This is a genomic window from Pedobacter nutrimenti, from assembly GCF_003208655.1.
GTDB classification, from domain to species: Bacteria; Bacteroidota; Bacteroidia; order Sphingobacteriales; family Sphingobacteriaceae; genus Pedobacter; species Pedobacter nutrimenti.
Map to the genome: position 1 here is coordinate 128,077 of NZ_QKLU01000009.1, position 25,038 is coordinate 153,114.

A 25,038-nucleotide genomic window follows, 5' to 3' on the forward strand; every position below is an offset into this window, starting at 1 on the left:
ATGATTTGCTTATGATTTACAATTAACGTCTTTGAAATTCCGGGGATCCAATTAGAATACCCACTACCTGCGCCAGCACATTGTTATTGAGTACCGGTGCCATTTCTTTCTTTTTCTCATTCATTTCTTCTGCACCTGAAACCGCATCCATACCCGAAAACTTATTGGAGACAGGACTCAGGGGAGCAGAGCTGACCGGGACATTAGTGCCCGGACCGTTTACTTTAGCCCCCACATCAGGAATTTGCAACAAAGGGACCAGTCTTTTATAGGTTTGGTCCATATTCCGTTCCGGCATCATAATTTTACTATAGGTCATCATGGCCGCCTCTGCATTTGTTGCAGTTTTATCCGGGTTCAGTGCCCCCAGGTTCAGCAGCACCCCTGGAATACGTCCGGAAGCCAGTGCCAGACCAAAATTCATCCGGTTCAGCAGGGCTCCTGTATTGATCCAGTACTGTCCCCTGTCCGGAAAACCGGTAGGGGCCTGGTAATAATAAATTCGTTGTCCCATTCTGGAAACCCAGTTGAACAATTGATAGGGTTGTTGTATATCGGCATTTAATGCCCTTACACTACTAATTGCCAGTTCAAATGGTGATTTTGTTTTTTGTCTGAGCGCTTTTGTATCCCAGAATTCAGGTGCACTGACCATGGTCATTAGGACCGCACGAATGTCTCCATCTTGTGTGGTAAATGTTTTTGCCATTTTATTGATCAGGCTTGCCGGAGGGTTATCACTTACAAAACGGACGGCCAGTTTTCTGGAAATAAATTTGGCTGTAGAGGGATGGTGGGCCAGCATTTCCAGCAAGCTTACCCCCTCTTCATAACCGCCATTGGCTTCAAAATGTTTACCCAATACCGTTTTTTCACCTTTATCATGCCGGTTTGGTGTAAATAAAAAATCACCCTCATGCACAAAGCCTTTCGCCGCCAGATTGTTTTCTCCAATTTTAGTCACCAGGGCTTTCATGGCACTACCGTAACCAATACTGCTGATCGGATAAATGGTCCAGCCTGTCAATACCCGGGCGGCCTGGGTCACATCTGCCTGGGTATAGCCTCCGTCTACGCCCAGGGTATGCAATTCCATCACTTCCCTGGCATAATTTTCATTAAGCCCCGGAACATTTTTAGGTTTTGCGGCAGGGACCGGCTGCGCCTTGTTTTTTGCCTGTGCGTCTGTAGCCATCATCATATTCATCGCCGGGGCGGGCGGGGCTGGCGCACCCTGAGAGGTAAAATTATCCAGAAAATAAAGCATGGCCGGAGATTTGGCAGAGGCCAGCAGCAACTGATCAAATTTACCTGCGGCATTTGGCCGGATAATGTCCCGTTCATAAGCCGGTATAAATTGCGCACATTCTCCTTTGGTAAAGGAAACATTAAAGTGATTGAACCAAAAATCTGTCAGCACTTCCTGTAGCTGGTTGTTGCTATAGGCTGCTCTTAAAATATTCTGGGATATAAATTGTTTGTAGAGTTCCTGATCAGATTTCAAGCCTTTTTTCACCATATAGGCTTGAATCTGGTTGTTGTATGCTTTTTTATCAACAGCCTTTCCAACAGAGTCTTTGCTGATCACACTGTCTTTAAGTGCCATCTGTACAACTACAAAACCCGGAGGATATTTACTCAGCACTTCTGCATTGCTTAAATTCAGTGCATCGTAGCTGCTTAATCTTTTATTCAGTGAATCGTCTGGTAAACCGGCATCCAGTTGTTGGTTAAACCAATTTTCCAGGCCCATTGAAAGCACCTGGTCAACTTGTCCTGGCTTTGCTCCATAGGTAAACCGGCTCAGTAAATAGGCCGCTGCCTGCCGTTTGTTTAAACCGCCATGTTTATAAGGGAACGATACTGCCCTTTTTGCGGATGATGGTCCCGACAAAAAGGAAGACAACAACAGGACAGACAACAACAGCAGAAAAACGGAGCATAGAAATTTGGAAAATGCTTTCATTTTAGGATTCTTTTGAATTTAACCGTTAGATCGTTTTTTAACACCTGAGATTAAGACAATTAACAAAGCAAATGGTTTAGCCAATTTCTATAAACGATTTTAAATTTAAGATATTTTAAAAGGCAGCACCTTCATTTAATTGAATTTAGAGGCTTCCTTTTGCTTGCAGCGGCACAATATTTGTTTAAAGGCTACAAATTAAAAAGGGATTAAATTTCAATTTTTACATCAACAGCTCATTGAAAGCCTTCCCCTAACGTAAAAAACAACCCCAAAAAAATGAAAAAATTCTTTACTATCTTATGCCTGACTTTTATTGCCACTGCAGCATTTTATTCCTCTTCCAATGCACAAAATTATAAAAATGCAATCGGGGGACGCTTCGGGGCTGCAAATGGGGTAACTTTTAAAACCAGTGTTGGAGCAGACAAAATGCTGGACATTATTGCCAATTTCAGATCCACACACGATTACAATTACTTCCGTTTAACTGGTTTATACGAAATCTACAATCCGATTGCTGATGCTCCGGGTTTGGGCTGGTATTATGGTTTTGGTGGTTCCCTGGGTTCTGTAAAATACAAACCAACAAGTTCAAGTGATCTTTATCTTTCTGTCGATGGTGTTTTGGGCCTGGACTATAAATTTAAAGATGCCCCCATCAATTTGTCCCTGGACTGGAAACCAGCTTTAGAGCTTGCCCCGGATACAGGATTCGACGCTTCCGGACTGGGTTTATCCATCCGTTTTACCTTTTAGAAAACAAAGCTTTACAGACAAAAACAGGACGCTCAAAAGGCGTCCTGTTTTTGTATAGGAAAGTTTAGAAGTCGTCTAAAAAAAACTAGGTGGTAACAAGGTGCTAACAGGGTCTTAACAGGGTGGTAACAGGGTCATTTATATAGTTTTTGTTGTGTTGTTACCTTGTAATTATTCTATTGCCACCTAGTTTTTTCAGAAGAATTCTTAAACTTTCGATTCTTTAACATTCTGTCTGCGGTCATAAAAAAAGAGGGCTGCAATGCAGTCCTCTTTTTTTATCTTTTATGTAAAATCTGTAGCAGGTTATTTTCCCATCCAGGCGGCCCTTACTTTTAATTGTTCCGGGCTTGCGTTTTCATCCGCCACGGCCAAAAGGTTAATATTTGGATTGGCTTTTAAGGTAACCGGAATTGTCTTTTTGAAACCATCCCGGATCACATCAACCTGAATAATATCCCCTGGTTTTTTACCAAGAATAGAAGCAGATTTCTCTACACCCAATTCTGCGGGAATCCCATCTACACCAATCAGCTCATCGTTTACATTCAGACCGTCCACCCAGGCAGCTGAATGACGCGAAACTGCAGAAATAAAAATTCTGCCCTCCTTTTTAACTGATGCAATGCCCAGATAAGCAGTCGATTTTCCTTCGTTTTCATTCCTGACCTTTATCCCGGCATAGCCAAAATACTGCCCATAGGCCGTCTCCTGTGTTCCATTTACATATTTTGCCCAGAAATCAGTAAAACTGATTCCACTGATTTTTTCGACCATAGTTTTAAACTCGGCATCCGTATACCCTCTTTTCAGGGTTTTACACTGCAGATACATGGCTTTCATGACATCGTCCAGGCTTTTGGTGCCACCGGTTGCCTTTGCAATTTCCAGGTCCATCAGCAATCCAACCACTTCACCTTTGCTGTAATAGGAAACACCGGTATTATTCGAGTTCTCATTAGGACGATAATATTTGATCCAGGCATCATAACTGGAAGCCGCCGCAGACTGGATTTTCGCACCGGGTGTATTCTCTACATCCGAAACTGCCTTTGCCAAAGTCTGCACAAACACTTCCGGAGAAATAAATCCGGCACGCAACATGAATTTATTTTCATAATAAGCCGTAAAACCTTCGGCTACCCATAAATTGGTGGTGTAATTTTCATTGTCATAATCAAAAGGCCCCAGAGCAACCGGACGCAGGCGTTTGACATTCCACAAATGATGGTACTCATGGGCCACCAGACTCAGAAAGCCCAGGTAACCTTTTTCAGTATTGTACTGGTTGCGTGATGCCCCTAAAACGGTCGAGTTGAGGTGTTCCAGTCCGCCTCCGCTTTTTTCATAATTGTGGACAATAAACGTATAGTGTTTGTTCGGGTTCTCCCCATACACAGCGGTTGCCTTTTCCACAATTTTTGCCATATCTGTTTTCAAACGGGCCGCATCGTAATTTCCGCCCCCATACATGGCCACCTCATGTTTCACACCCGCAGCTTTAAACTCAAAAACATCCTGGTTTCCAACCTCAATCGGGCTGTCAAACAAAATATCAAAATCAGCGGCACGGTAGGTGAATTTTTTTCCTGAAACCGGCTCCAAGCCAGTAGAGACCTTATCCCAGCCCTTGAAAGGAACAATTTTCACTGTGCTCGGCAAATGAAGCATTCCTTCTGGATACATAAAAATCCCTGTTGAAGATAAAAAAGCATGCGTATCATCAATAAAAGGGGTACGCACAGAGATTTCAAAGGCATAAACCCGGTAGTTAATTTTAACCGCTGCAGCCTTTGCCAGATGTACCCTCCAGATGTTCTTTCTTACCTTTTCAAATTTCAGGGACTTTCCTGCTGCTGAAGCATTAAAACCTTCTACCTGTTTGGCAAATTCCCTAACCAGGTAAGAGCCAGGGGCCCATACCGGCATTTTTACATCCACATACTCTTTATTCAAACCGGAAATGTTCATTTCCACTTCTGCATAGTGTGCCTGAGGCTCTTTAAAACTTACCTCAAAGCCGATTTTAACCTGTGATCTTGCTGTCATACCCATAGCTAGCAATACTACTAATCCTGCTAATGATTTCTTCATTAATACCTGTTTTTTATTCGTGTTATTGATTATCTTTCCCCTTGCATATTCGTTTATGCTTCTCCCCGGCAGGCACAAATTTAGAACTTATTATTCTTTTTGACCTGAAATACTTTGATGCGCTGTAACATACTTAATACAAGCACAACACAGTAACTTATTTAAATAATTTTGCAGTTTAAAAATGGATAAACACTTGTATGAAACTTAAATATATCATCTATGGCTTATTGACAGCCGGACTCCTTTATCTGGTCTATTACCGCATCTCGGCCAACAAAAAACTGGAGGGCGATGGAGCAACAGGAGGTAAAGGTTCAGCAAAGGGCGCATCCAAAGGCAAAGGCGGTGCCGGACAAACCCTAAATGTAAATGGAGTTGTCGTCAGGACCACCTCCTTTAACAGTGACATAGAAGTAACCGGTTCCATAGACGCCAATGAGGCCATTACTTTACAAAGCGAGGTCCCGGGCCTGGTGACCGGTATTTATTTTAAAGAAGGCACAGAAGTTCGTAAAGGGGCCTTACTGGTAAAAATTAATGACCGCGATATACAGGCACAATTGCAACAGGCGCTTACCAAGGAGAAACTTTCTGCAGCCAATGAAAACCGCGCAAAACAGCTGCTGCAAAAAGGGGCCATCAGCCAGGAAGAATACGACACTTCCCTGGCAGACCTTTTGTCCCTGAAAGCACAAACTCAACTGATCCGTGCCCAGCTGGCAAAAACCTCTATATATGCGCCATTTAGTGGCAAAATAGGTCTTCGTTCTATTTCTTCCGGGGTTTACATTACACCAACAACTGTTATTGCCAACCTGCTGAGCACCAATCCGGTTAAAATCAGCTTTTCTGTTCCGGAAAAATATGTGGGTCAGATCAAAAACAATTCAGACATTTCCTTTAAAACCGAAGGGGCAGCCAAATCCTATACCGGTAAAGTATTTGCCATAGAACCAGGCATCAACACCCAAACCCGTACCCTGCAAATCAAAGCGCTGGCCCAAAATCCGAAAGGTGAACTTTTACCCGGGGCTTTTGCAAAAATAAAACTTTCCCTTTTGACCTTACAGGATGCCATTCTGATTCCTAATGAAGCCATTATTCCCGTCCTGAAAGGAAAAACGGTGTACATCAGTAAAAATGGAAAAGCCAAACAGGTTCCTGTTGAAGCGGGCACCCGTACTGCCGATGCGATCGTTATCACCTCGGGACTTCAGCCGGGCGATACCGTTTTAACCACCGGTGCCATGGCACTCAAACCCGATGCAGAAGTAAAAGTAAAGCTGGTTAAAAACTAAGACCCTCCCATGAGCATATCAACCACCAGCATAAAAAGACCGGTTCTGGCCATCGTGATGAACCTGATGATCCTCCTTTTCGGGGTGATCGGTTATAATTTCCTTGGGGTCAGGGAGTATCCGAATATTGACCCCACAGTTGTTTCTGTAAGGACTTCCTATCCGGGGGCGAATTCAGACATCATCGAATCACAGATCACCGAGCCACTTGAAAAATCCATTAATGGAATAGACGGGATCCGGAACATCTCCTCCTCCAGTAACCAGGGCAGCAGTAACATTACCATTGAGTTTAACCTGGACAAAAACATTGACGATGCAGCCAATGATGTAAGGGACAAAGTTTCACAGGCCGCCAGAAGTTTACCCAAAGATATAGACGGCAATCCGGTGGTGAGTAAAGCCGATGCCAATTCAGACGCGGTGATCACCATGACCATTCAAAGCGATCAGCGCAATGTGATGCAACTGAGTGATTATGCAGAAAATGTCATTGCCGACCGTTTTCAGACCATTACCGGTGTGAGCACCGTGCAAATACAGGGGCAACGGAAATATGCCATGCGGATCCGCATTGACCCGAATAAATTGGCCGCCTATGGTTTAACCTCCCAGGATATTGTCGCTGCGCTGGACCGGGAAAATGTAGAGCTGCCTTCCGGAAAAATTACCGGTGCAAGTACCGAACTGGTGGTCAAAACCCTTGGGAAGCTAACCAATGAAACCGAATTCAATAACCTGATCATTAAAAACGATTCTGATCATGTGGTCCAGTTAAAAGACATCGGTTATGCGGTTCTGGGTTCAGAAAATGAGGAAACCGTTTTAAGGGAATCCGGCAAACCTATGGTGGCCGTCGGACTGGTCCCTCAACCCGGTGCGAATTACCTGGACATTTCCAAGGAGTTCTATAAACGTTTTGAACAACTGCAAAAAGACATTCCAAAAGACATCAAACTCAACATTTCACTGGACAACACCAAATTCATCAAAAACTCGGTGACAGAGGTAGCTGAAACCATTATTCTGTCACTGGTGCTGGTAATTTTGATCATTTACCTGTTTTTCAGGGACTGGGCCATTGCTTTCCGTCCGCTGATCGATATTCCGGTATCCCTGGTGTTCACTTTTTTCATTATGTACATTTTTGGATTTTCCATAAATGTATTGTCCTTGCTGGCCATTGTACTGGCTACCGGACTGGTGGTGGACGACGGGATTGTGGTCACGGAAAATATATTCAAGAAAGTGGAGGAAGGTTATTCTCCTTTTGAGGCTGCCATTAAAGGTTCAAATGAGATATTCTTTGCAGTAATTTCCATTTCCATTACACTGGCCGCGGTATTTTTACCCGTTATTTTCCTGCAGGGTTTTGTGGGCCGGCTGTTTCGGGAATTTGGAATTGTCATTGGTGCCGCGGTACTGATTTCGGCTTTTGTATCCCTGACGCTTACCCCGATGCTGAATGCTTACCTGATGAAAAAAACAGGGCATAAAAAATCGAGGTTTTATGAAGCTACCGAACCTTATTTCATTAAACTGAACGACGCTTATGCCGAACGGTTAAACCGCTTCCTGAATAAAAGATGGCTGGCCGTACCGATCCTGGTGGTCTGCGTGGGCCTGATTGTTTTGTTCTGGAAAATTCTGCCTAAAGAAACCGCGCCATATGATGACAGAAGTGCCATCAACATGAACGTAACCACGCCTGAAGGCGCCTCCTTTGCTTACACGGATCAGTTTATGATGAAAATTTCACAAATGGTCCAGGATTCGGTACCAGAGAAAAAAGTAAACATTACCATTACCTCACCAGGGTTCGGCGGCTCGGGTTCTACCAACAGCGGTTTTGTAAGAATGGGTCTGGTCGATCCGGGTGACCGTCACCGCTCCCAGGCAGAAATTGCAGCAAAACTGACCAAAACCACCAAAAAATATACAGAAGGGAAGGTCGTGGTGACGCAGCAACCAACCATTTCAGTTGGCCGCAGGGGTGGTCTGCCGATCAATTATATTATTCAGGCACAAAATTTTGCCAAACTGAGAGAAAAAGTCCCTCAGTTTATGGAAGAGGTTTCCAAAGATCCGACCTTCACCACCTCAGACGTCAACTTAAAATTCAACAAACCTGAAATTGACCTGATCATTGACCGGGCGAAAGCCAAAAACCTTGGGGTTTCTGTTCAGGACATCGGACTGGCCTTGCAGTTGGGTTTAAGTGGACAACGTTTTTCTTATTTTTTCATGAACGGGAAACAATACCAGGTGATCGGGCAGTTTGAGGTTTCCAACCGTAAAGACCCCCTTGACCTGAGTTCTGTTTACGTAAGAAACAATAAAAACGAACTGGTACAGATCGACAACCTGGTGAAGGCCACAGAAGAAAGCAGCCCGCCACAATTGTATCGGAACAACCGTTTTACTTCTGCAACAGTGTCTGCGGGCCTTTCTCCGGGTAAAAGTATCGGAGAGGGAATTGCAGCCATGGACAGGATTGCAGACAAAGTCCTGGATGAGACTTTTTCTACAGATCTTGGGGGGGAATCCAGGGACTTTAAGGAAAGTTCGTCCAACACCTCTTTTGCCTTTGGCCTTGCCCTGTTATTGGTGTACCTGATCCTTGCTGCACAGTTTGAAAGTTTTAAGGACCCGGTTATTATCATTTTAACTGTACCAATGGCCGTTGCCGGTGCTTTCTTGTCTCTTTGGCTGTTTGGACAGAGCTGGAACATTTTCAGTCAGATCGGAACCATTATGCTGATCGGGCTTGTGACAAAAAATGGTATTCTGATTGTAGAATTTGCCAACCAGCTCAAAGAGCAGGGCAAAAGCGTGCAGGATGCCATCCGCGAAGCTGCTGTATCCAGGTTAAGGCCTATCCTGATGACCAGTCTGGCCATCGCTATAGGTGCCTTGCCAATTGCCATGGCCCTGGGCGCTGCCGCAAAAAGCCGCATGGGTATGGGAATTGTCATTGTGGGTGGAACCGTCTTTTCATTGGTCCTGACCCTTTTTGTGATTCCTGCCATTTATTCCTACTGGTCTAAAGAACACAAAGAAAACAGCGAACTGAAAGATTCTTTAAAAGCAGCACTAGAAAGCGAACAACATGAAACGATTTAATTTTACCCTGCTGGTCCTGTTGGGTATTTTCATACAGACGACGGTACGGGCACAGGAAAAGCTCAGCTTAAAAGAAGCGATTGCCATAGCCCTGCAGAACAATTATGACATCAAACTGGTCAGCAACAACCTGGAAATTGCAAAAAACAATGTCAATCCTGGAAATGCAGGTTTCCTTCCCTCCCTTCAAGGTACTTTTAGTGGTGGGGGAAGCAAACAGAATACTGTGCAAACCACTTCAACAGGGGCCGAGAAGGTAGCCAATGGCGTTCGGAATACGAATATGAATTATGGGGCCGCCCTGAACTGGACCATTTTTGATGGCTTCAAAATGTTTGCGACCTATGACAAACTAAAGGAACTCCAAAAATTGGGTGAAGTCAATAGCAAAGCCGCCATATTAACCACGATAGCCAGTGTGGTGAATGCCTATTATGCGATCACCAGGCAACAGAGCCTGGTCATTGCAACGGACAGTGCACTGAACATCTCCAGGTTCCGTCTGCGCATTGCCCACAACAAGCTTCAAATTGGAAAAGGTTCCAGGCTGGACGTACTTTCAGCAACGGTAGATTATAATACCGACACCTCTGCTTACCTGCAGCAAAAAAACCTGCTTCGCAATGCTATGGTTAACCTCAATCAGGTGCTGGCCAGGGACCTGAGTATTTCGCTGAGCACCCAGGAAGAAATAGACATCGACAGGAACATCAATTATACCTTGCTCCAGCAACAAACTTCCACCCTGAACCCGGATCTTCAGAATGCATTTATCAATAAAAAAATTGCTGAACTTAGCCTCAAAGAGGTGCAGGGGCAACGTTACCCTACTGTTGGGCTGAACAGCGGCTATGAGTTTTCCAGGAGTACCAACCCAACGGGCTTTAACCAGAAGTTCAGGGGACAGGGTTTCACCTATGGGGTAACTGCCAGTATGAACATCTTTAATGGTTTTCTGCAACGTCAGAATGAACGCAGTGCAAAAGTGCAGATCAGCTCTTCTGAGCTGACCCTGGAAAAGACCAAGCAGAACATACAGGCGCAGTTGCTGACCACCTATCAAAATTACCTGACCAATCTGGATTTACTGAAAGTGGAAAGCACCAATGTAGAGATCGCCAAACAAAACCTGGACATTACCTTGGATAAATACCGCCTGGGAAGCATTTCACCCCTGGAGCTTCGGGAAGCACAAAAAAATTCCATTCAGGCCATCACCAGATTTTTAGATGCTCAGTATCAGGCCAAACTTACTGAAATCAGCTTAAAAGAAATCAGCGGGACTTTGAATATCCAATAAGATGTTTAAATTTATCAAATGATTTTAGTCGCAGACAGCGGTTCATCCAAGACAGACTGGATGGGATACACCTCAGGGGAACCTGTTAGATTTAACACACAAGGTATTAATCCTTATTTTCTGAATGCCCAGGATATTTTTAAGCTTTTTTCAAAGAAAAAAGACCTGGGTTTTAATCCTGAAGAAGTAAAAGAGATCTACTTTTTTGGATCTGGATGTTCTTCTCCGGATAAACATGAAGTGATCTCCAATGGTCTTTCACTGTTTTTCACAAAGGCTTTTATCAGTGTTGAACACGACCTGATGGGTTCGGCTTATGCAACTTGCGGGGATCAGGAGGGTTTAACCTGTATTCTGGGAACCGGTTCCAATATTTCTTATTTCGATGGTACAACAGTGCACAACAGCAGACACGGATTGGGTTATGTCCTTGGCGATGAAGGCTCCGGCACCCATTTCGGCAAAAAACTGATTACCAGTTACCTTTATGGCCATATGCCACAGGAACTGGGTGTGCTTTTTGCAAAAGAATACAATATCAATAAGGAAACGGTGATCAACAATGTTTATCAGAATCCTTTTCCGAATACCTATCTGGCCTCCCTTAGCCGTTTTATGGTTAACCATACCGGGCATCCTTTTATTGCACAGCTGATTTATGATGTTTTTCAGGAGTTTATCCAAAGCAATGTCAAAGGCTATGAAAACTACAGAAATATGCCTTGTCATTTTGTAGGTTCTATTGCTTATTATTACCAGAATATTCTTCGGGAAGTTTGTCAGGCCAATGAGGTAAAAGCAGGTAAAATTCTTCAAAAACCTATTGAAGGTATTTACAATTATATATTAAAGAAAGAAGGGATCCTCGCTTAAATCAGCCCCCTTTTGCCTTTTAAACTCAGATAAAAGTATTTTTAGCCAGTTCTGCCGGGATCGGAAACAATTCTTTCGGGATTTTCCGTTCACTCAGAAAACTGATCCGCTCTACTTTATACTCATTGAGCTTGATCATGTCATTCGATTTCAGGCAAATCTCTATAATCAAGTTATAGGCCCAGATGCAGTTAATGCTCAGGTCATTTCTTTTGGCCACCGTAATGGCCTCTTCTGCATAGAGCATGCCCAATTGGTAATCGCCTCTTTGCTTGCAAAGTTCTGCATCCAGCATCATCAGCAAGAGCTCTGAGTATTTTGTAAACAAACAATGGTGTTTTCCATCGGAAAGTTTAAAGATAAACTGTCTGATTTTTTCCATTTTACCACAATGTACGGACTTGCTGGCATTGATGGCCAGCATCAGCAACAGGTAGGCAGAAAAGGGAGCGCGCTGGTAAAAAATCCTTGGGTGCAGCTGATGAATAGATTCAATAATTTTAAGCGCTTTTTCGGCTGTTCCAAACAGGAAATTAACCGACAGGACCATGAGGTACATCAAGCCGCTGCGGGTATCAGGGTCCTTGCTTTCATTGCGCTTAAAATTCTCCCCCGAAAGGATAAATTCATCTATTTTATTTAAAAAACTACGGGGATCGACCGGAATATTACGGCTTTTCCGGTAAGCCAGATGCAAGGCTTCCAGGGGATTAAACAGGGAACCCGAGCAAAGCACCTTATGCTCTTCAAGCAGGAGGATCCTCGCTTTTATTTTATCCTGGTCCAGGCTTAAAATATCCAGCGTGCTCAAAATAGACTGGTAGACCAGCCAATTTTCTTCTGTATCGCAAATATCAATTAACACAGAAATGGCTTGTTTATAGCAGGAATCAACAAAATCGAAGCTAATCAGTTCTGCAATAATGGCCTCATGCAGCTGCTGCTCCTGCAAAACGGTTTTTAATTCCGGATGCAGGTTAATAACATATTTCAGGTTTTCCGCAATAAACAGGATCAGGTAATTTCTTTCATAATTGTTCAACTCCAGTTTGAACACATTACTCAAACCACTGAAATCGGCAATTTTCGCCATATAACGAATGGTCCATTGCAGTAAAATAAAACGTACATGGTTGCTGCTATACGTACTGTCTATATCCTGCAGAAAATCAGGCCCCACGTTCAGGTTAAATTTTTCCAGCAATTCGATGAACAGAAAATATTCGAAAATGTGCGGGTGTACAAATCTGACAAATTCTTTGGGGTGCAGGTTTTGGTAACGTTTCTCCTCCATCAGAATGCCATCAGAGACCAGCTCCATATAGGCATTTTTAAAAGCAGACAATTCTGCAATCAGCAGATCTTTGGCCACAAAATTCTGAGATTGACCGTAATTGGTCAGTTGAATGATCTTCTTTAAAAATAAGATCTTTTCGGTGTAATAATTGGATTTATAAATTTTCTCTTTGATGAACCTGGAAACGAGTTCGTAAAAAGCAATATTGGTATAATAGCTGATAAAAGGATCTTCTTCTTTGAGCTGATAATACAAATGGATATGGAAGGGAAATTTCAATTGTGCCTTTAGCTTTGGATTGATCCGTTCTGTATCGAAATGACCGGTATTTGAAATGATCTGTTCCACTTCCTTTTCTGTAAGCGGAGGAACATTGGACACATCATTGACATCAAAATAATTCCCCTGGAACCAGGAAGCTTTAAGATAGGATGAATGGCGCATCCTTTCATAAAAACGGATCCAGGTATTGGATCGCATACTCAAAACCACTTTAATCAGTTCTGTATTGTCTAAGGCACAAATGAAACTAAGTATGCTGTCAAAAAGCTGGTTTTTCTTTTCTTTATTGAGCACCATTTCAGCAAAACCATCTATAATCAGGATAAATTTTCCTCCGTTATTCTGATGGAGCTGGTGAAGGTAACTGAAGAGGTCCTTTTTGTGCGATATTCCCAGGGCGGTCCGGACCTGTTCCTCCAGACTGAAATAGGCACTGTCTTTGTTGAAAAAACTATCGGCTTTGACAAAAAGAATGGTTGAATTTTTATAAGGTGCGTGCTCTTTTCTGAAAAAATCCTCTACCAAATGGCCAAGTAAAGTCGTTTTCCCATAACCAGGCTGAGAAATAAATGACATAAAACTATGTTTACCAGCATAAAATTCTTCGAAATCATGTTCAGCAAACTTTCTGCTAATGGTCATGTGATAGGGTAAGGCAGACCTGTTCTTTATGCTTTTGAGGCTAAAGTCTGTGACTTTATGGGCATAGTAACGCAGATTTTCCCAAGCCCCTTTTTCACCTTCAGGCCTGGGCTTTTCTTTAGTGAGCATTTTCATCATTTTCTCACTGTCGGCATATTCAAACAGGGTTGTGAGCGTAAACTGGGAGAAATGATGTTTAACTGCAGCAAATCCAAAAAGCCTTTTAATGGTGGTTTCGCTTACATTTTTATTTAATGTTTTACTGATTTCTATAGAGATGCGTTTGCAATCTCCAGGAGTCACTGTTCGAATTCCCGCTTTTGAGAGTATCAGGGATTTCAGTTCATTTAGTATAGATATTTCATCCATAATAATGTGATAGGGGGCGTTAACAATAAGATTTAACTAATATATACTAAAGAAATTAAATATTGGTTTTCTTAAAAAAATTGAAAAGGTCAAAATTTTGACACTAAAGCTTTATCCACCAAGTTTTTATCATCATTAAGGGATTTTTTAGGGATGATAATGAACAAAATGAATGAAAACCAGCCCTGAAATTCCATAATGAATAAATCGAACGGGGCTTTCGACCTAATCTATCTTTAAACTTGTACTAATAAAATTAGACAATCTCAATCCCTACCTCTCATGAAGTGGACCTCTACCCTTATTGAAAAGTTTGTTATTTTACTAATAAGCTTTCTGAGTATAACGCTCATCAATTCAAAATCGTATGCGCAAGCCCGGGTTTATGCCAATCAGGTGACGATTGGAACCGCAGCCGGGGACCATGTAGACAACCCAAATAATGCACTTGGGGCAGATCCGACAAAGTTTGCGACCATAAATTCTTATGGAGGCGGTCTTTTAGGGCTTGGCGCTTACAATGGTCAACTGGAGCTTAAGTTCCCGGGAACCCTGGCCGCAGGACAAACTTCCTATGTCAGGATTGATTTCAGTGCAGGTGCACTGAACGCCTTACTGGGCGGAAACCTGGGTACCCTGCTGGCCAATGTTTTAGGCTCGGTGGTATTGGGTAACCATTACTTTAACATTGAGGCGCGGAATGGCACAACGACGGTTTTATCAGGTAGCAGTTCCACAGGCTTCTCTGATGCCGCGCTCCGTCTGGTCCAGGATGCCAATGGCTTTTACTATTTGGCCGTAACTCCAAATCAGGCTTATGACCGCATTTATATCAATGACATTACCAATGCCTTGCTCCTCAGCGGAAATTACAGCATGAATGTATACAGTGCTTTTTACACAGCTCCAAATGCCGATCCTTGTGTGCAGGCTTTTGCAACAGGATATGAAGGCAGCGGCCTGACCCTTGACCTGCTTGGCCTGGGAAAAGCCGGGGTGACCAATGCACAATATGCCATTGATGCCGACCCAACCAATTACTCCCAGCTCAGCCTTGGGGCGCTTGGTGTTGCAGGCAGCATCAGTCAAAATATTTATTTCGAAAATTTATCCAATGCGGGGGATGACTTTAATGTAAAAATGCAGCTGAGCCCGGGTTTGCTTAACCTGGGTGTGGCCAATAACATTACCGTCACCGCCTATAACGGTACGACCCAGGTCTATAGCGCCAATACAGGGGCACTGCTAAGCCTGGATCTGCTTGGCCTGCTCAACAACGGCCAGGCAGTGAGCGTGCCATTTACTTCCCCCTTACCTTTTGACAGGGTAAAAGTTACTTTTTCTTCTTTGTTAAATGTAAACCTGACACAGACTGTTTATTTATATTCTGTGATCCGTACTGCAGGAAGACCAACATTCACTGCCCCATCCAGCAATGCGGTCAATGCCTGTTATGGTTCTACCGCAAGCCTCACCGCCACCACCTCTTCAGCCAATCAGCTGGTCTGGTACGATGTGGCCACTGGCGGAACAGCACTGGGTACTGTTGCCTATAATGCCGCATTTGTAACCCCGGCTTTAACTGCAAATAAAACTTATTATGTTGCAGCTAAAAAAATCGGCTGTGTGGATGAATCCGCACGTGTTCCGGTAAACATAACGGTTAATCCGGCCATTACCTTTGCCACTACAACTTTAAAAAATGCAACTGCGGCCGCAGTTTACTCAAAACAGATTACAGCAGCCACCGGTGGAAGCCCTGGTTTTACGTATGCTTTAGCTACAGGGTCCAGCCTGCCAACAGGCCTGGCTTTATCTTCTGCCGGTCTGATTGGCGGAACCGCCACAACAGCGGGTACTTATACCTTCTCCATAACGGCCAAAGACACCCAGGGTTGTACGGTCACAGTTCCATATACACTCATTGTCAATGGGGCATTGACATTGCCTACCGCGAATTTGCCCAATGGAATTACGGGTGTGCTTTATGCACCCCAGACCTTACCGCAGGTAACCGGAGGCAATGGCCCATATGTGTACTCGGCACCAACCCTTCCACCAGGACTTTCCTTTGATCCGGTAACGCACATCATATCCGGAACACCGACCAAACCAGGAACCTATAGTATCCCTGTAACGGTAACGGATGCGGATGGCAATACAGTTAGTACCACATACAGCATTACGGTAAAAGACCCATTGACCCTTCCTACCACGAATTTGGCTGATGGTACAGTGGGGACGGTTTATCCTACCCAAGTGATTCCACCTGCAGCAGGTGGGGATATCCCTTATACCTATACAGCCACTGGTTTGCCTCCGGGATTAAGTTTTAATGCCCAAACAAGGGAAATTACAGGCACACCGACACAATCCGGAAACTATACTGTAGCCGTTACTGCCAAGGATGCAGGCAGTCAGACCATCAGCACCAATTACAGCATCAAGGTCCTTGATCCACTGGTTCTACCGGCCAAAGTACTGGGCTCGGGAACAGTGGGTGTGGCTTACAATACGGAAACCATTCCGTCTGCCACCGGAGGTACAGGCCCATACACTTATGCCGCTGTTTCACTTCCTCCGGGATTAAGCTTTAACAACACCACCCTTCAGATTACAGGGACACCAACCCAGTCTGGGTCTTATAACACCACGGTTACTGTAACTGATGCCAGTGGAAAAACAGCCGCACAAACCTATAACATCAGGGTTAGCGGGGTAATTGTTCTTCCGGGAGCTTCATTGCCTGGCGGAATTGTAGGCACCGTTTATCCTACCCAGACTTTACCTGGTGTAAGCAGCGGCGGCACAGCGCCCTATACTTATACCGCAACAGGGCTGCCTCCAGGACTAACCTTTGATCCGGCTACCCGTCAGATCAGCGGAACCCCTACCACAGGTGGGACCTATACTGTTACCCAGGTTGCTAAAGATGCCAATGGGGTTACCACCAGCACAGATTATACCCTTGTGGTGGATGTCGCTGATCCTGTAGTTTCTAATGTGACCATTTGTGCCGGAACTTCTGCCACACTTACGGTCAGCAATGCACAAAATGGCGTGACTTATAACTGGTATGCTTCCGCAGGAAATACCCCTATATTTACCGGTCCTGTTTATCAGACCGGAGTACTGAACGCTTCAGCAACTTACTATGTGCAGGCGAGCTCCGGATCGGCCAGCAGCAACAGGATTCAGGTCAGCGTCAATGTAACACCAGCCCCTGCCCTGCCGGTAGTGACCACGAATAACCAAATTATCAATGCGGGTCAGACCACTGTACTACAGGCCACTGCCACCTCAGGAAATACCATTAAATGGTATGGTACTGCAACAGGCGGTGTCGCCCTGGCAAATGGTCCAAGCTTTACCACGCCTGCACTGAGCACCACCACCACTTACTATGTAGAAACTCAGGGAAGCTCAGGCTGCGTGAGTACCAGCCGTACCCCTGTCACTGTTACGGTAATTACCGGGAATACCAATCCGAACTGTAATGCAGCCAAAAGTCAGGAAACTGGCATAGATGGCCTGCTTTGCCTGTTGTGCAGTATTGACGGCCCAGGTAATTCTACAGATGCAGACCTGAATAACTTCACCAAAATCAATCTTGCCGTTGGCGTTGGCGCAACTGGTTACCAGCGCCTCATTTTCCCGGCGGTTGGTGCCGCTACCGATAGCATCCGTCTGGATCTGGAAACCCCTACCGGGCTGCTGGATTTGAATGTACTGGGAGGTATTACAGTAACGGTGTTAAATGGAACAACAGTAGTTTCTACCTACCCACTGAACTCTTCACTGATAGACCTGAGGTTACTTGCCGGTAACCGCTTCAAAGCGACTGTACTTGCAGGCGGCCCTTATGACCGAGTAGAAGTCAGGTTCGGTGCCGTGGTTGCAGCCTTAAGCAACCTGAGTATTTATGGCGCAGAGATCATTTATCCAAATCCAACACTAACTTCTGGAAACCAGACCATTTGTTCGGGTTCAACAGCAAACCTTACTGCTGCACCGAATGGTGGCACTACGCTGGCCTGGTATAGTGATGCAACTGGCGGAACGTTATTGTCCAACACCAATAACTATACAACTCCTGCCTTAACTTCAACCACCACTTACTATATAGAAATCAGCAAGGCCGGTTGTGCGAACCCTCAAAGACTTCCGGTTACCGTTACGGTGACCCCGGCTTTTGTTACACCTGTTATTACCGGTACAGGCACTGTTTGCCCTGGTTCTTCAGCGGTATTGGCCGTGACCACCCCGCAAACTGGTGTAACCTACAACTGGTACACCACTTCTACCGGTGGTACACCAGTATTTACTGGCCCTTCCTTTACCACTCCGGCAATCACTGCCAACGTCACTTATTACGTAGAAGGTGTCAATGGTAGCTGCATCAGTCCTTCCAGAACTGCCGCCGCCATTACGGTGAGCCCTGCCTTAGCACTTCCGCAGGTGCAGGTTTCGGCCAGCACAATCAATCCTGGTCAGACCGTCATTTTAACAGCAACTTCAACAGACAGCAATGTTAATTTTAACTGGTACAGTTCTGCCACAGCAACTACACCGGTATACAGCGGCTCTACCTATGTAACCCCTCCGCTCTCTACCACCACTACCTATTACCTGGAAACCAAATCGACAGTTACAGGTTGCGTTTCTCCAAGTCGTGTACAGGTCACCATTACTGTAAATACCGGTGGTGTACCCAACCCGGTTCCTTGCGAAGCGCCAACGACTCAAACCAATGATGTGATCAATGGAATTGCCTTATTATCCGGCGTATTTAACCCTGAACTTGCCATTGATAATGATACCCAAACCGGATCATCACTCCTGATGCCAGTGGGCCTGCTCGGTGCTTCGGTTTACCAACGTGTCGGATTCACTTCACTTTCCAATGTCGGCGATACCGTAAGGGTATTGTTAAGTGCACCTGGTAAACTACTTTCTTTGGGCGTATTGTCCAATATTCAGTTGAGTACTTATAATGGCAATACCAGTAACAACGATGCAATGACCCTGAACAATTCCCTGATCCAATTGCAATTGCTCAGTGGAAACAGCCAGGCACTCATTAGTTTTGTACCAACTGCAGCATTTGACAAAGTTCAGGTGAGCCTGAATTCTGGTGTAGCAGGCGTACTGACCAGCGTGAACCTCAATTATGTTCAGCGTGTGGTTGTTGCACCTACACTTTCTGCTTCTACCATTGCAGCCTGCGCCACTCAGACCGTACAGCTGCAGGTCAGCAACCCGAATCCGGGCATTACCTATACCTGGTATGATGCCACAGGCAGCACTGTAATCGGAACAGGTGCAACCATCACCAGTCCTGTATTAACAGCCACTACTAAATTTTTCGTGGAAGCCAAAACAGCTTCCGGTTGCACCAGTTACAAAACACCTTTAAATGTAACCGTGGCCGCTGCTCCCAACCAACCTGTTCTGGCTTCAAGTACAGTAAATGCCTGTACAGGAGCAGGTGTGGTTCTTACGGTCAGCAATCCGCAGACAGGAGTCATTTACATCTGGAAAGACAACAGCAACACAGTTGTCCAATCCGGTCCGGCTTCCACTTATACCACGCCTCCAATTATTGGCACCACAACTTATACCGTTACAGCACAAAACAGTTGCGACGTAAATTCCGCAGCCACTACTGCAACTGTAAATATCGGTACACCAACTCCACCGGTAATTACACCTTCGGCCGTTACGGTAACCAATGGTTCAAGCGCCTTACTGACGGCAACCTCTACCATTACGGGCGCAACTTTCAGTTGGTATGCGACAGACCCTTCTGTTCCGGGAGCCGTTGTGATCTCTACCCCAACAAATGGGCTGAATGGCACCTATGTAACTGATCCGCTTTCCAACCCAGGCGCAACAGCCATCACCAAAACCTTCTGGGTAACCAGCAGCAGCTTGACCTGTACTTCTGCAGCAGCCACTGTAGTGGTGACCATCTTGCCAAGTTCTGCACCTCAGAGTGTTCCTTGCGAAGCGGCTACTACTGAACTTCACGATGTAGATGGTTTGATCTCTGTACTTGCAGGTGTAGACAACCCAGGTTTCGCAGTTGACAATGACATCAATACCGGATCCACACTCAGAATGCCGGTTGGTGTTGCAGCTTCTGTATACCAAAGGGCCATTTTCACAGGGCTTTCCACCATAGGTGATAAAGTCCGTCTGAAAATTGTATCGCCCAATACCTTACTCAACCTGGCTGTTGTTCCTAGTATTCAGGTGACCACTTATAATGGTGCCAACAGCAATAATGATACAAAAACACTCAGCAATCCGCTGATCCAGCTGCAGATTTTGCCGGGAAATACAGAGGCACTCGTTGAGTTTACTCCAACAAGCGTTTTTGACCGCGTGGAACTCCGACTGAACTCGGGTCTGCTTGGTGCACTGACTTCCATTAACTTTAATTATGCACAGCGGGTTCTTGCCGCCCCGGTAGTCCCTGCTGTGGCCGTAAATATATGTGCAGGCCTTCCAGCCACTTTAAGTGTTTCGAACCCGGTAACTGACGGTTCTGTTACTTACAAATGGTATATCGGCACCGCTACGACTTCTGCAGCCAGCGGCGCGACATTCAATACAGATCCAGCTCTTGCGGTGGGCGCCTATGACTATTATGTAACGGCAACCCGCAACGGCTGCGAAAGTGCAAAAACGAAAGTAACCGTAACTGTATGGCCAGGCCCTGATGCCCCTGTCGCCTTAAGCGGTAACCCATCAAAAACCTGCGCCAATGTTCCGGTGACTTTAGGGGTAACCCAGGTTACAGGAGTTAGTTTCAATTGGTACGATGCCCTGACAGGGGGTAATGTTCTGGCTTCCAATTCCAGCACCTACACCACACCGGCCAGTCTGGCTCCGGGGGTTTACAACTTCTATGTGGAAGCTGTAAACAGCAATTCTTGTGTCAGTACACTGGCCCGTACCAAAATTACCTTAACCGTAAATCCACCGGCTGTAGCTGCCGACATTACCGTTGCCGGTGCAACAGATCCTTTGTGTAAAGGCAGCACGGCTCAGCTTACGGCCAGCAGCACCACGGTGACCAATCCGGTATTTACCTGGTACAGCGACGCAGCCTTAACGAGCGCCGTATTTACAGGCCCTGTTTTCGCTCCGGTCGTGAATGCAACAACGACTTATTATGTAACTGTTTCCGGTGACAATAAATGTGCTAACAATGCGGCCAATGCAAAAGTGGTCACCTTAACCGTGAATCCACCAGCTGTAGCAGCTGACATTACTATTGCCGGCGCCTCTACACCTTATTGTCTGAATGCTATAGCACAGCTTACCGCAAGCAGCACAACAGTCACCAATCCGGTATTCAGATGGTACCGGGATGCAGCATTGACAGACCTGGCCTTTACAGGGGCTGCTTATAGTCCTGTCATCACTGCAGCAACAACTTTCTATGTAACAGTAAGCGGTGACAATAAATGCGCAAATGCGGCAGCGGATGCAAAAGTAGTTAGCATTACCGTGAATCCACCAGCGACTGCCGCTGACCTGAACGTAAGTGGTAATGATAAACCATTCTGTGCAGGAAGTACCGCACAGTTGACCGCCAGCAGCGTGACGGTGATCAACCCGGTATTCACCTGGTACAGTGATGCGGCTTTAACGACCCCGGTATTTACCGGTCCGGTATACAGTCCGGTGGTCAATGCCACTACGACTTATTATGTTACCGTAAGAGGGGCGAACAAATGTGAAAATGCTGCTGCCGATGCAAAAGTGATCACCTTGAATGTGAATCCTCCAGCTACTGCGGCAGACATTAATGTAACTGGTGCCACTAAACCGCTCTGCGCAGGTACCATCGCCCAGCTAAATGCAACCACCACTACAGTAAACAATCCTGTGTTCACCTGGTACAGTGATGCCGCATTAACCAATGCTGTATTTACCGGAGCCACTTATACACCCGTCATCAATGGCAATATCACCTATTATGTCACTGTCCGTGGCGACAACAGGTGTGAAAATTCCGCAGCAAATGCAAAGGTGGTCAGTATCACCATCAATCCGCCAGCTACTGCGGCAGACTTAAGTGTAAGTGGAGCCGGCAATGCACTTTGTGTAGGTGCAACGGCACAACTGACGGCCACAAGTACCACAGTGATCAACCCGATATTTACCTGGTACAGCGATGCAGCCTTGAGTAACGTCCTGTTTACAGGAGCAATTTACAGTCCTGCAGTGCATTCTGCAACCACCTATTACGTGACCGTACGTGGAGACAACAGGTGTGAAAACGCGGCTGTCGACGCGTTACAGGTGAACATAAACATCAATCCGCCTGCAACTGCTGCAGACATTACCGTCAGCGGTGCAGATAAAGCTTTCTGTAACGGTGTTACCGCCCTGTTAACTGCGAGCAGTACAACGGTCACCAATCCGGTATTCACCTGGTACAGTGACGCCGCATTAACCAACGCCGTTTCTTTCTCTGCAACGTATAGTCCTGTTGTTACCGCCAGTACGACCTATTATGTTACTGTAAAAGGAGACAACAAATGTCCAAATGCGACCGCAGATGCAAAAGCCGTAACCTTAACCATTAATCCGCCTGCAACTGCAGCTGATGTATCGGTATCTGGTGCTGCCAATGCTTTCTGTATAAACGCTACAGCAGAGCTGACCGCCAGCAGCACGACAGTGACCAATCCAATATTTACCTGGTATAATGATGCTGCATTAAGTAACGCAGTGTTTACCGGTGCGGTTTACAAACCTGTTGTTAACGGTGCAACCACTTATTATGTAACCGTTAAAGGAGATAATAAATGTGAAAATGCAGCTGCAAATGCCAGAACGGTAACCATTACGGTAAATCCACCTGCAACAGCAGCAGATATCACGGTAACTGGTGCCGAAAAACCATTCTGCGCCGGTGCAACTGTTCAATTGACTGCAGGCAGTACAACAGTCAACAGTCCTGTGTTTACCTGGTACAGCGATGCTGCTTTAACAACAGCGCTATTTACCGGAGCGGTATATAGTCCTGTCGTCAATGCGACAACCACTTATTACGTTACTGTTAGCGGCACCAATAAATGTGCAAATGCTGCTGCCGATGCAAAAGTGGTAGTTGTCAATATCAATCCTCCAGCTTCTGCTGCAGACCTGAGTGTCAGCGGAAATGCAGCAGCCTACTGTGCCGGTTCTACTGCACAGTTGACGGCCAGCAGTACAACGGTAACCAATCCGGTATTTAGCTGGTATAGTGATGCAGCCTTAACCAGTAAAGTATTTACAGGAGCTGTTTACAGCCCAGTGGTCAATGCAAACATCACTTATTATGTAACGGTCAAAGGAGACAACAGGTGTGAAAGTACCGCAGCTACAGCGCAACAGGTAAGCATTACTGTAAATACTCCGGCTACAGCCGCTGACCTGAGTGTTTCGGGTGCATCAACCGCCTACTGCGCAGGGGCTACCGCCCAGTTAACAGCCAGCAGTACCACAGTGACCAATCCGGTCTTTACCTGGTACAATGATGCGGCATTAACCAGCAAAGCATTTACTGGTGCTGTTTATAGTCCGGTTGTCAATGCAAACACAACCTATTATGTAACAGTTAAAGGAGATAACAAGTGCGAAAATACTGCAGCAAATGCACTGGTTGTTAATATTACGGTTAACCCACTCCCAGAAACCCCAGTTGTTTCCAGTACAGGCCTGAATGTCTGTATGGGCGACAACACGGTGGTGAGTATACAAAATCCAAAAGCAGGAATTACCTATAACTGGTATGCAACTTCAGCAAGAGGTGCGATTCTGTATAGTGGAAGCAGCTACAGCATAACCGGACTGAGCAGTACAACGGATTATTATGTTGAAGCAGTAAGTGCTGCCGGATGCGGAAATGCAAGCGGCCTGGTTAAAGTTACAGTAACTGTAAGCCCTAAACCAACTGCCCCTGCGGTAACCGCTGCTGCTGTAACGACCTGCACAGGTAGTACTGCTGTCCTCTCTGTTTTCAATCCTCAGAATGGATTTACCTATAACTGGTATGCAACCGCAACTGCAGGAACCATTCTGGGTACCGGATCCAGCTTTACCACTCCGGCAGTGAATGCAAATACTACATTCTATGTAGAGGCCGTTTCTGCTGCAGGTTGTGCCAGCACCAGCCGCACAGCGGTCAATGTGGTCATTTCTGCACCACCTGCTGCGCCGGCTTCGGTCAGTGCAAGTGTAAATCCGCTTTGTTCGGGCAGCAACGCCGCATTGAGTGTCAATAATCCAGACCCTGCATTAACCTATCGCTGGTACGCCGTACAAACAGGTGGTACGGTACTCACTACCGGTACAACTTATGCTCCGGCTGTGACCGCAACCAGCACTTATTATGTGGAAAGTGTCTCTGCAGCAGGTTGCTCCAGCAGCACCAGGACCCCGGTAACGGTTACCGTATTGCCGGTACTGGCTGCCCCTGCGGTAATTGTTCAGTCGGTAACAGCAACCAGCGTAACCTTCGCCTGGGCACCGGTAAATGGCGCCACTATTTATGAAGTGTCTACAGATGGCGGCCAGAGCTGGAAACAGCCAAGTTCTGGTCCTTCCGGCCTGACCCATGTGATCAGCGGATTAAAACCAACCAATGTGGTCAACATCAGGGTAAGGGCAAAAGGACAACTGGATTGCCAGACCAGTGCGGCTTCCAGCTCGGATGGAACGGCAGACAATCCACTCAAAAATGGTGTGTTTGTACCAAACACCTTTACACCAAATGGCGATGGCAATAACGATGTATTCTACGCTTATGGAAATACCATTGCGAAATTGAAGATGAGGATTTACAACCAATGGGGCCAGTTTATATTCGAGTCCCAGAACATACAAACCGGATGGGACGGCACCTATAAAGGCCAGCTTCAACCAACGGGCGTATATGTTTACCTCCTTGATCTGGAATTCACAGATGGAACAACAAGCACTAAAAAAGGCACAATAACCCTATTACGTTAACAGCAATAACCTGAAGAAC

Annotated in this window: 9 protein-coding genes; 6 read left to right on the forward strand and 3 right to left on the reverse strand. The window is 45.6% G+C overall.

Features of this window, described 5'->3' with window-relative positions; all coding sequences use genetic code 11:
• Positions 1-22: 22 nt before the first annotated feature.
• Positions 23-1,966: a DUF1800 domain-containing protein gene (locus B0O44_RS21690; RefSeq protein WP_110834197.1), complete on the reverse strand. Its 1,944-nt coding sequence runs from the start codon at positions 1,964-1,966 to the stop codon at positions 23-25.
• Positions 1,967-2,245: 279 nt separating this feature from the next.
• Here B0O44_RS21690 and B0O44_RS21695 point away from each other — a divergent pair, with 279 nt between their 5' ends.
• Positions 2,246-2,725, forward strand: a complete 480-nt coding sequence (locus B0O44_RS21695) for a hypothetical protein (protein WP_110834198.1) — start codon at positions 2,246-2,248, stop codon at positions 2,723-2,725.
• A 306-nt stretch (positions 2,726-3,031) separates the two neighbouring features.
• Here B0O44_RS21695 and B0O44_RS21700 read toward each other — a convergent pair whose 3' ends face one another.
• Positions 3,032-4,819, reverse strand: coding sequence for a M61 family metallopeptidase (locus B0O44_RS21700; protein WP_245943767.1), 1,788 nt, complete (start codon positions 4,817-4,819; stop codon positions 3,032-3,034).
• Positions 4,820-5,019: 200 nt separating this feature from the next.
• Between B0O44_RS21700 and B0O44_RS21705 the strand changes: the two genes are divergently transcribed.
• Genes B0O44_RS21705 through B0O44_RS21720 form a run of 4 tightly spaced genes read left to right on the forward strand, consistent with a single transcriptional unit; the run spans position 5,020 to position 11,416 of the window.
• Positions 5,020-6,120, forward strand: coding sequence for an efflux RND transporter periplasmic adaptor subunit (locus B0O44_RS21705; protein WP_110834199.1), 1,101 nt, complete (start codon positions 5,020-5,022; stop codon positions 6,118-6,120).
• 9 nt (positions 6,121-6,129) lie between these two features.
• Positions 6,130-9,243, forward strand: a complete 3,114-nt coding sequence (locus tag B0O44_RS21710) for an efflux RND transporter permease subunit (protein ID WP_110834200.1) — start codon at positions 6,130-6,132, stop codon at positions 9,241-9,243.
• Entirely contained in the window at positions 9,230-10,543 is a 1,314-nt protein-coding gene (locus tag B0O44_RS21715) for a TolC family protein (protein ID WP_110834201.1), read from the forward strand. Before B0O44_RS21710 ends, B0O44_RS21715 begins: the two co-directional genes overlap by 14 nt.
• An 18-nt stretch (positions 10,544-10,561) precedes the next feature.
• Positions 10,562-11,416, forward strand: a complete 855-nt coding sequence (locus B0O44_RS21720) for an N-acetylglucosamine kinase (RefSeq protein ID WP_110834202.1) — start codon at positions 10,562-10,564, stop codon at positions 11,414-11,416.
• A gap of 25 nt (positions 11,417-11,441) precedes the next feature.
• Here B0O44_RS21720 and B0O44_RS21725 read toward each other — a convergent pair whose 3' ends face one another.
• Positions 11,442-14,006: an NACHT domain-containing protein gene (locus B0O44_RS21725; protein ID WP_110834203.1), complete on the reverse strand. Its 2,565-nt coding sequence runs from the start codon at positions 14,004-14,006 to the stop codon at positions 11,442-11,444.
• Positions 14,007-14,288: 282 nt separating this feature from the next.
• Here B0O44_RS21725 and B0O44_RS21730 point away from each other — a divergent pair, with 282 nt between their 5' ends.
• Positions 14,289-25,019: an Ig-like domain-containing protein gene (locus tag B0O44_RS21730; protein ID WP_110834204.1), complete on the forward strand. Its 10,731-nt coding sequence runs from the start codon at positions 14,289-14,291 to the stop codon at positions 25,017-25,019.
• Positions 25,020-25,038: the final 19 nt, after the last annotated feature.

Excerpts from the sequence above, each read along its gene's own strand:
- B0O44_RS21695 (WP_110834198.1), top strand. The coding sequence starts at position 2,246 with ATGAAAAAATTCTTTACTATCTTATGCCTGACTTTTATTGCCACTGCA.
- B0O44_RS21720 (WP_110834202.1), top strand. The coding sequence starts at position 10,562 with ATGATTTTAGTCGCAGACAGCGGTTCATCCAAGACAGACTGGATGGGA.
- B0O44_RS21730 (WP_110834204.1), top strand. The coding sequence starts at position 14,289 with ATGAAGTGGACCTCTACCCTTATTGAAAAGTTTGTTATTTTACTAATA.
- B0O44_RS21690 (WP_110834197.1), bottom strand. The coding sequence starts at position 1,966 with ATGAAAGCATTTTCCAAATTTCTATGCTCCGTTTTTCTGCTGTTGTTG.
- B0O44_RS21725 (WP_110834203.1), bottom strand. The coding sequence starts at position 14,006 with ATGGATGAAATATCTATACTAAATGAACTGAAATCCCTGATACTCTCA.
- B0O44_RS21700 (WP_245943767.1), bottom strand. The coding sequence starts at position 4,819 with ATGAAGAAATCATTAGCAGGATTAGTAGTATTGCTAGCTATGGGTATG.
- B0O44_RS21715 (WP_110834201.1), top strand. The coding sequence starts at position 9,230 with ATGAAACGATTTAATTTTACCCTGCTGGTCCTGTTGGGTATTTTCATA.
- B0O44_RS21710 (WP_110834200.1), top strand. The coding sequence starts at position 6,130 with ATGAGCATATCAACCACCAGCATAAAAAGACCGGTTCTGGCCATCGTG.
- B0O44_RS21705 (WP_110834199.1), top strand. The coding sequence starts at position 5,020 with ATGAAACTTAAATATATCATCTATGGCTTATTGACAGCCGGACTCCTT.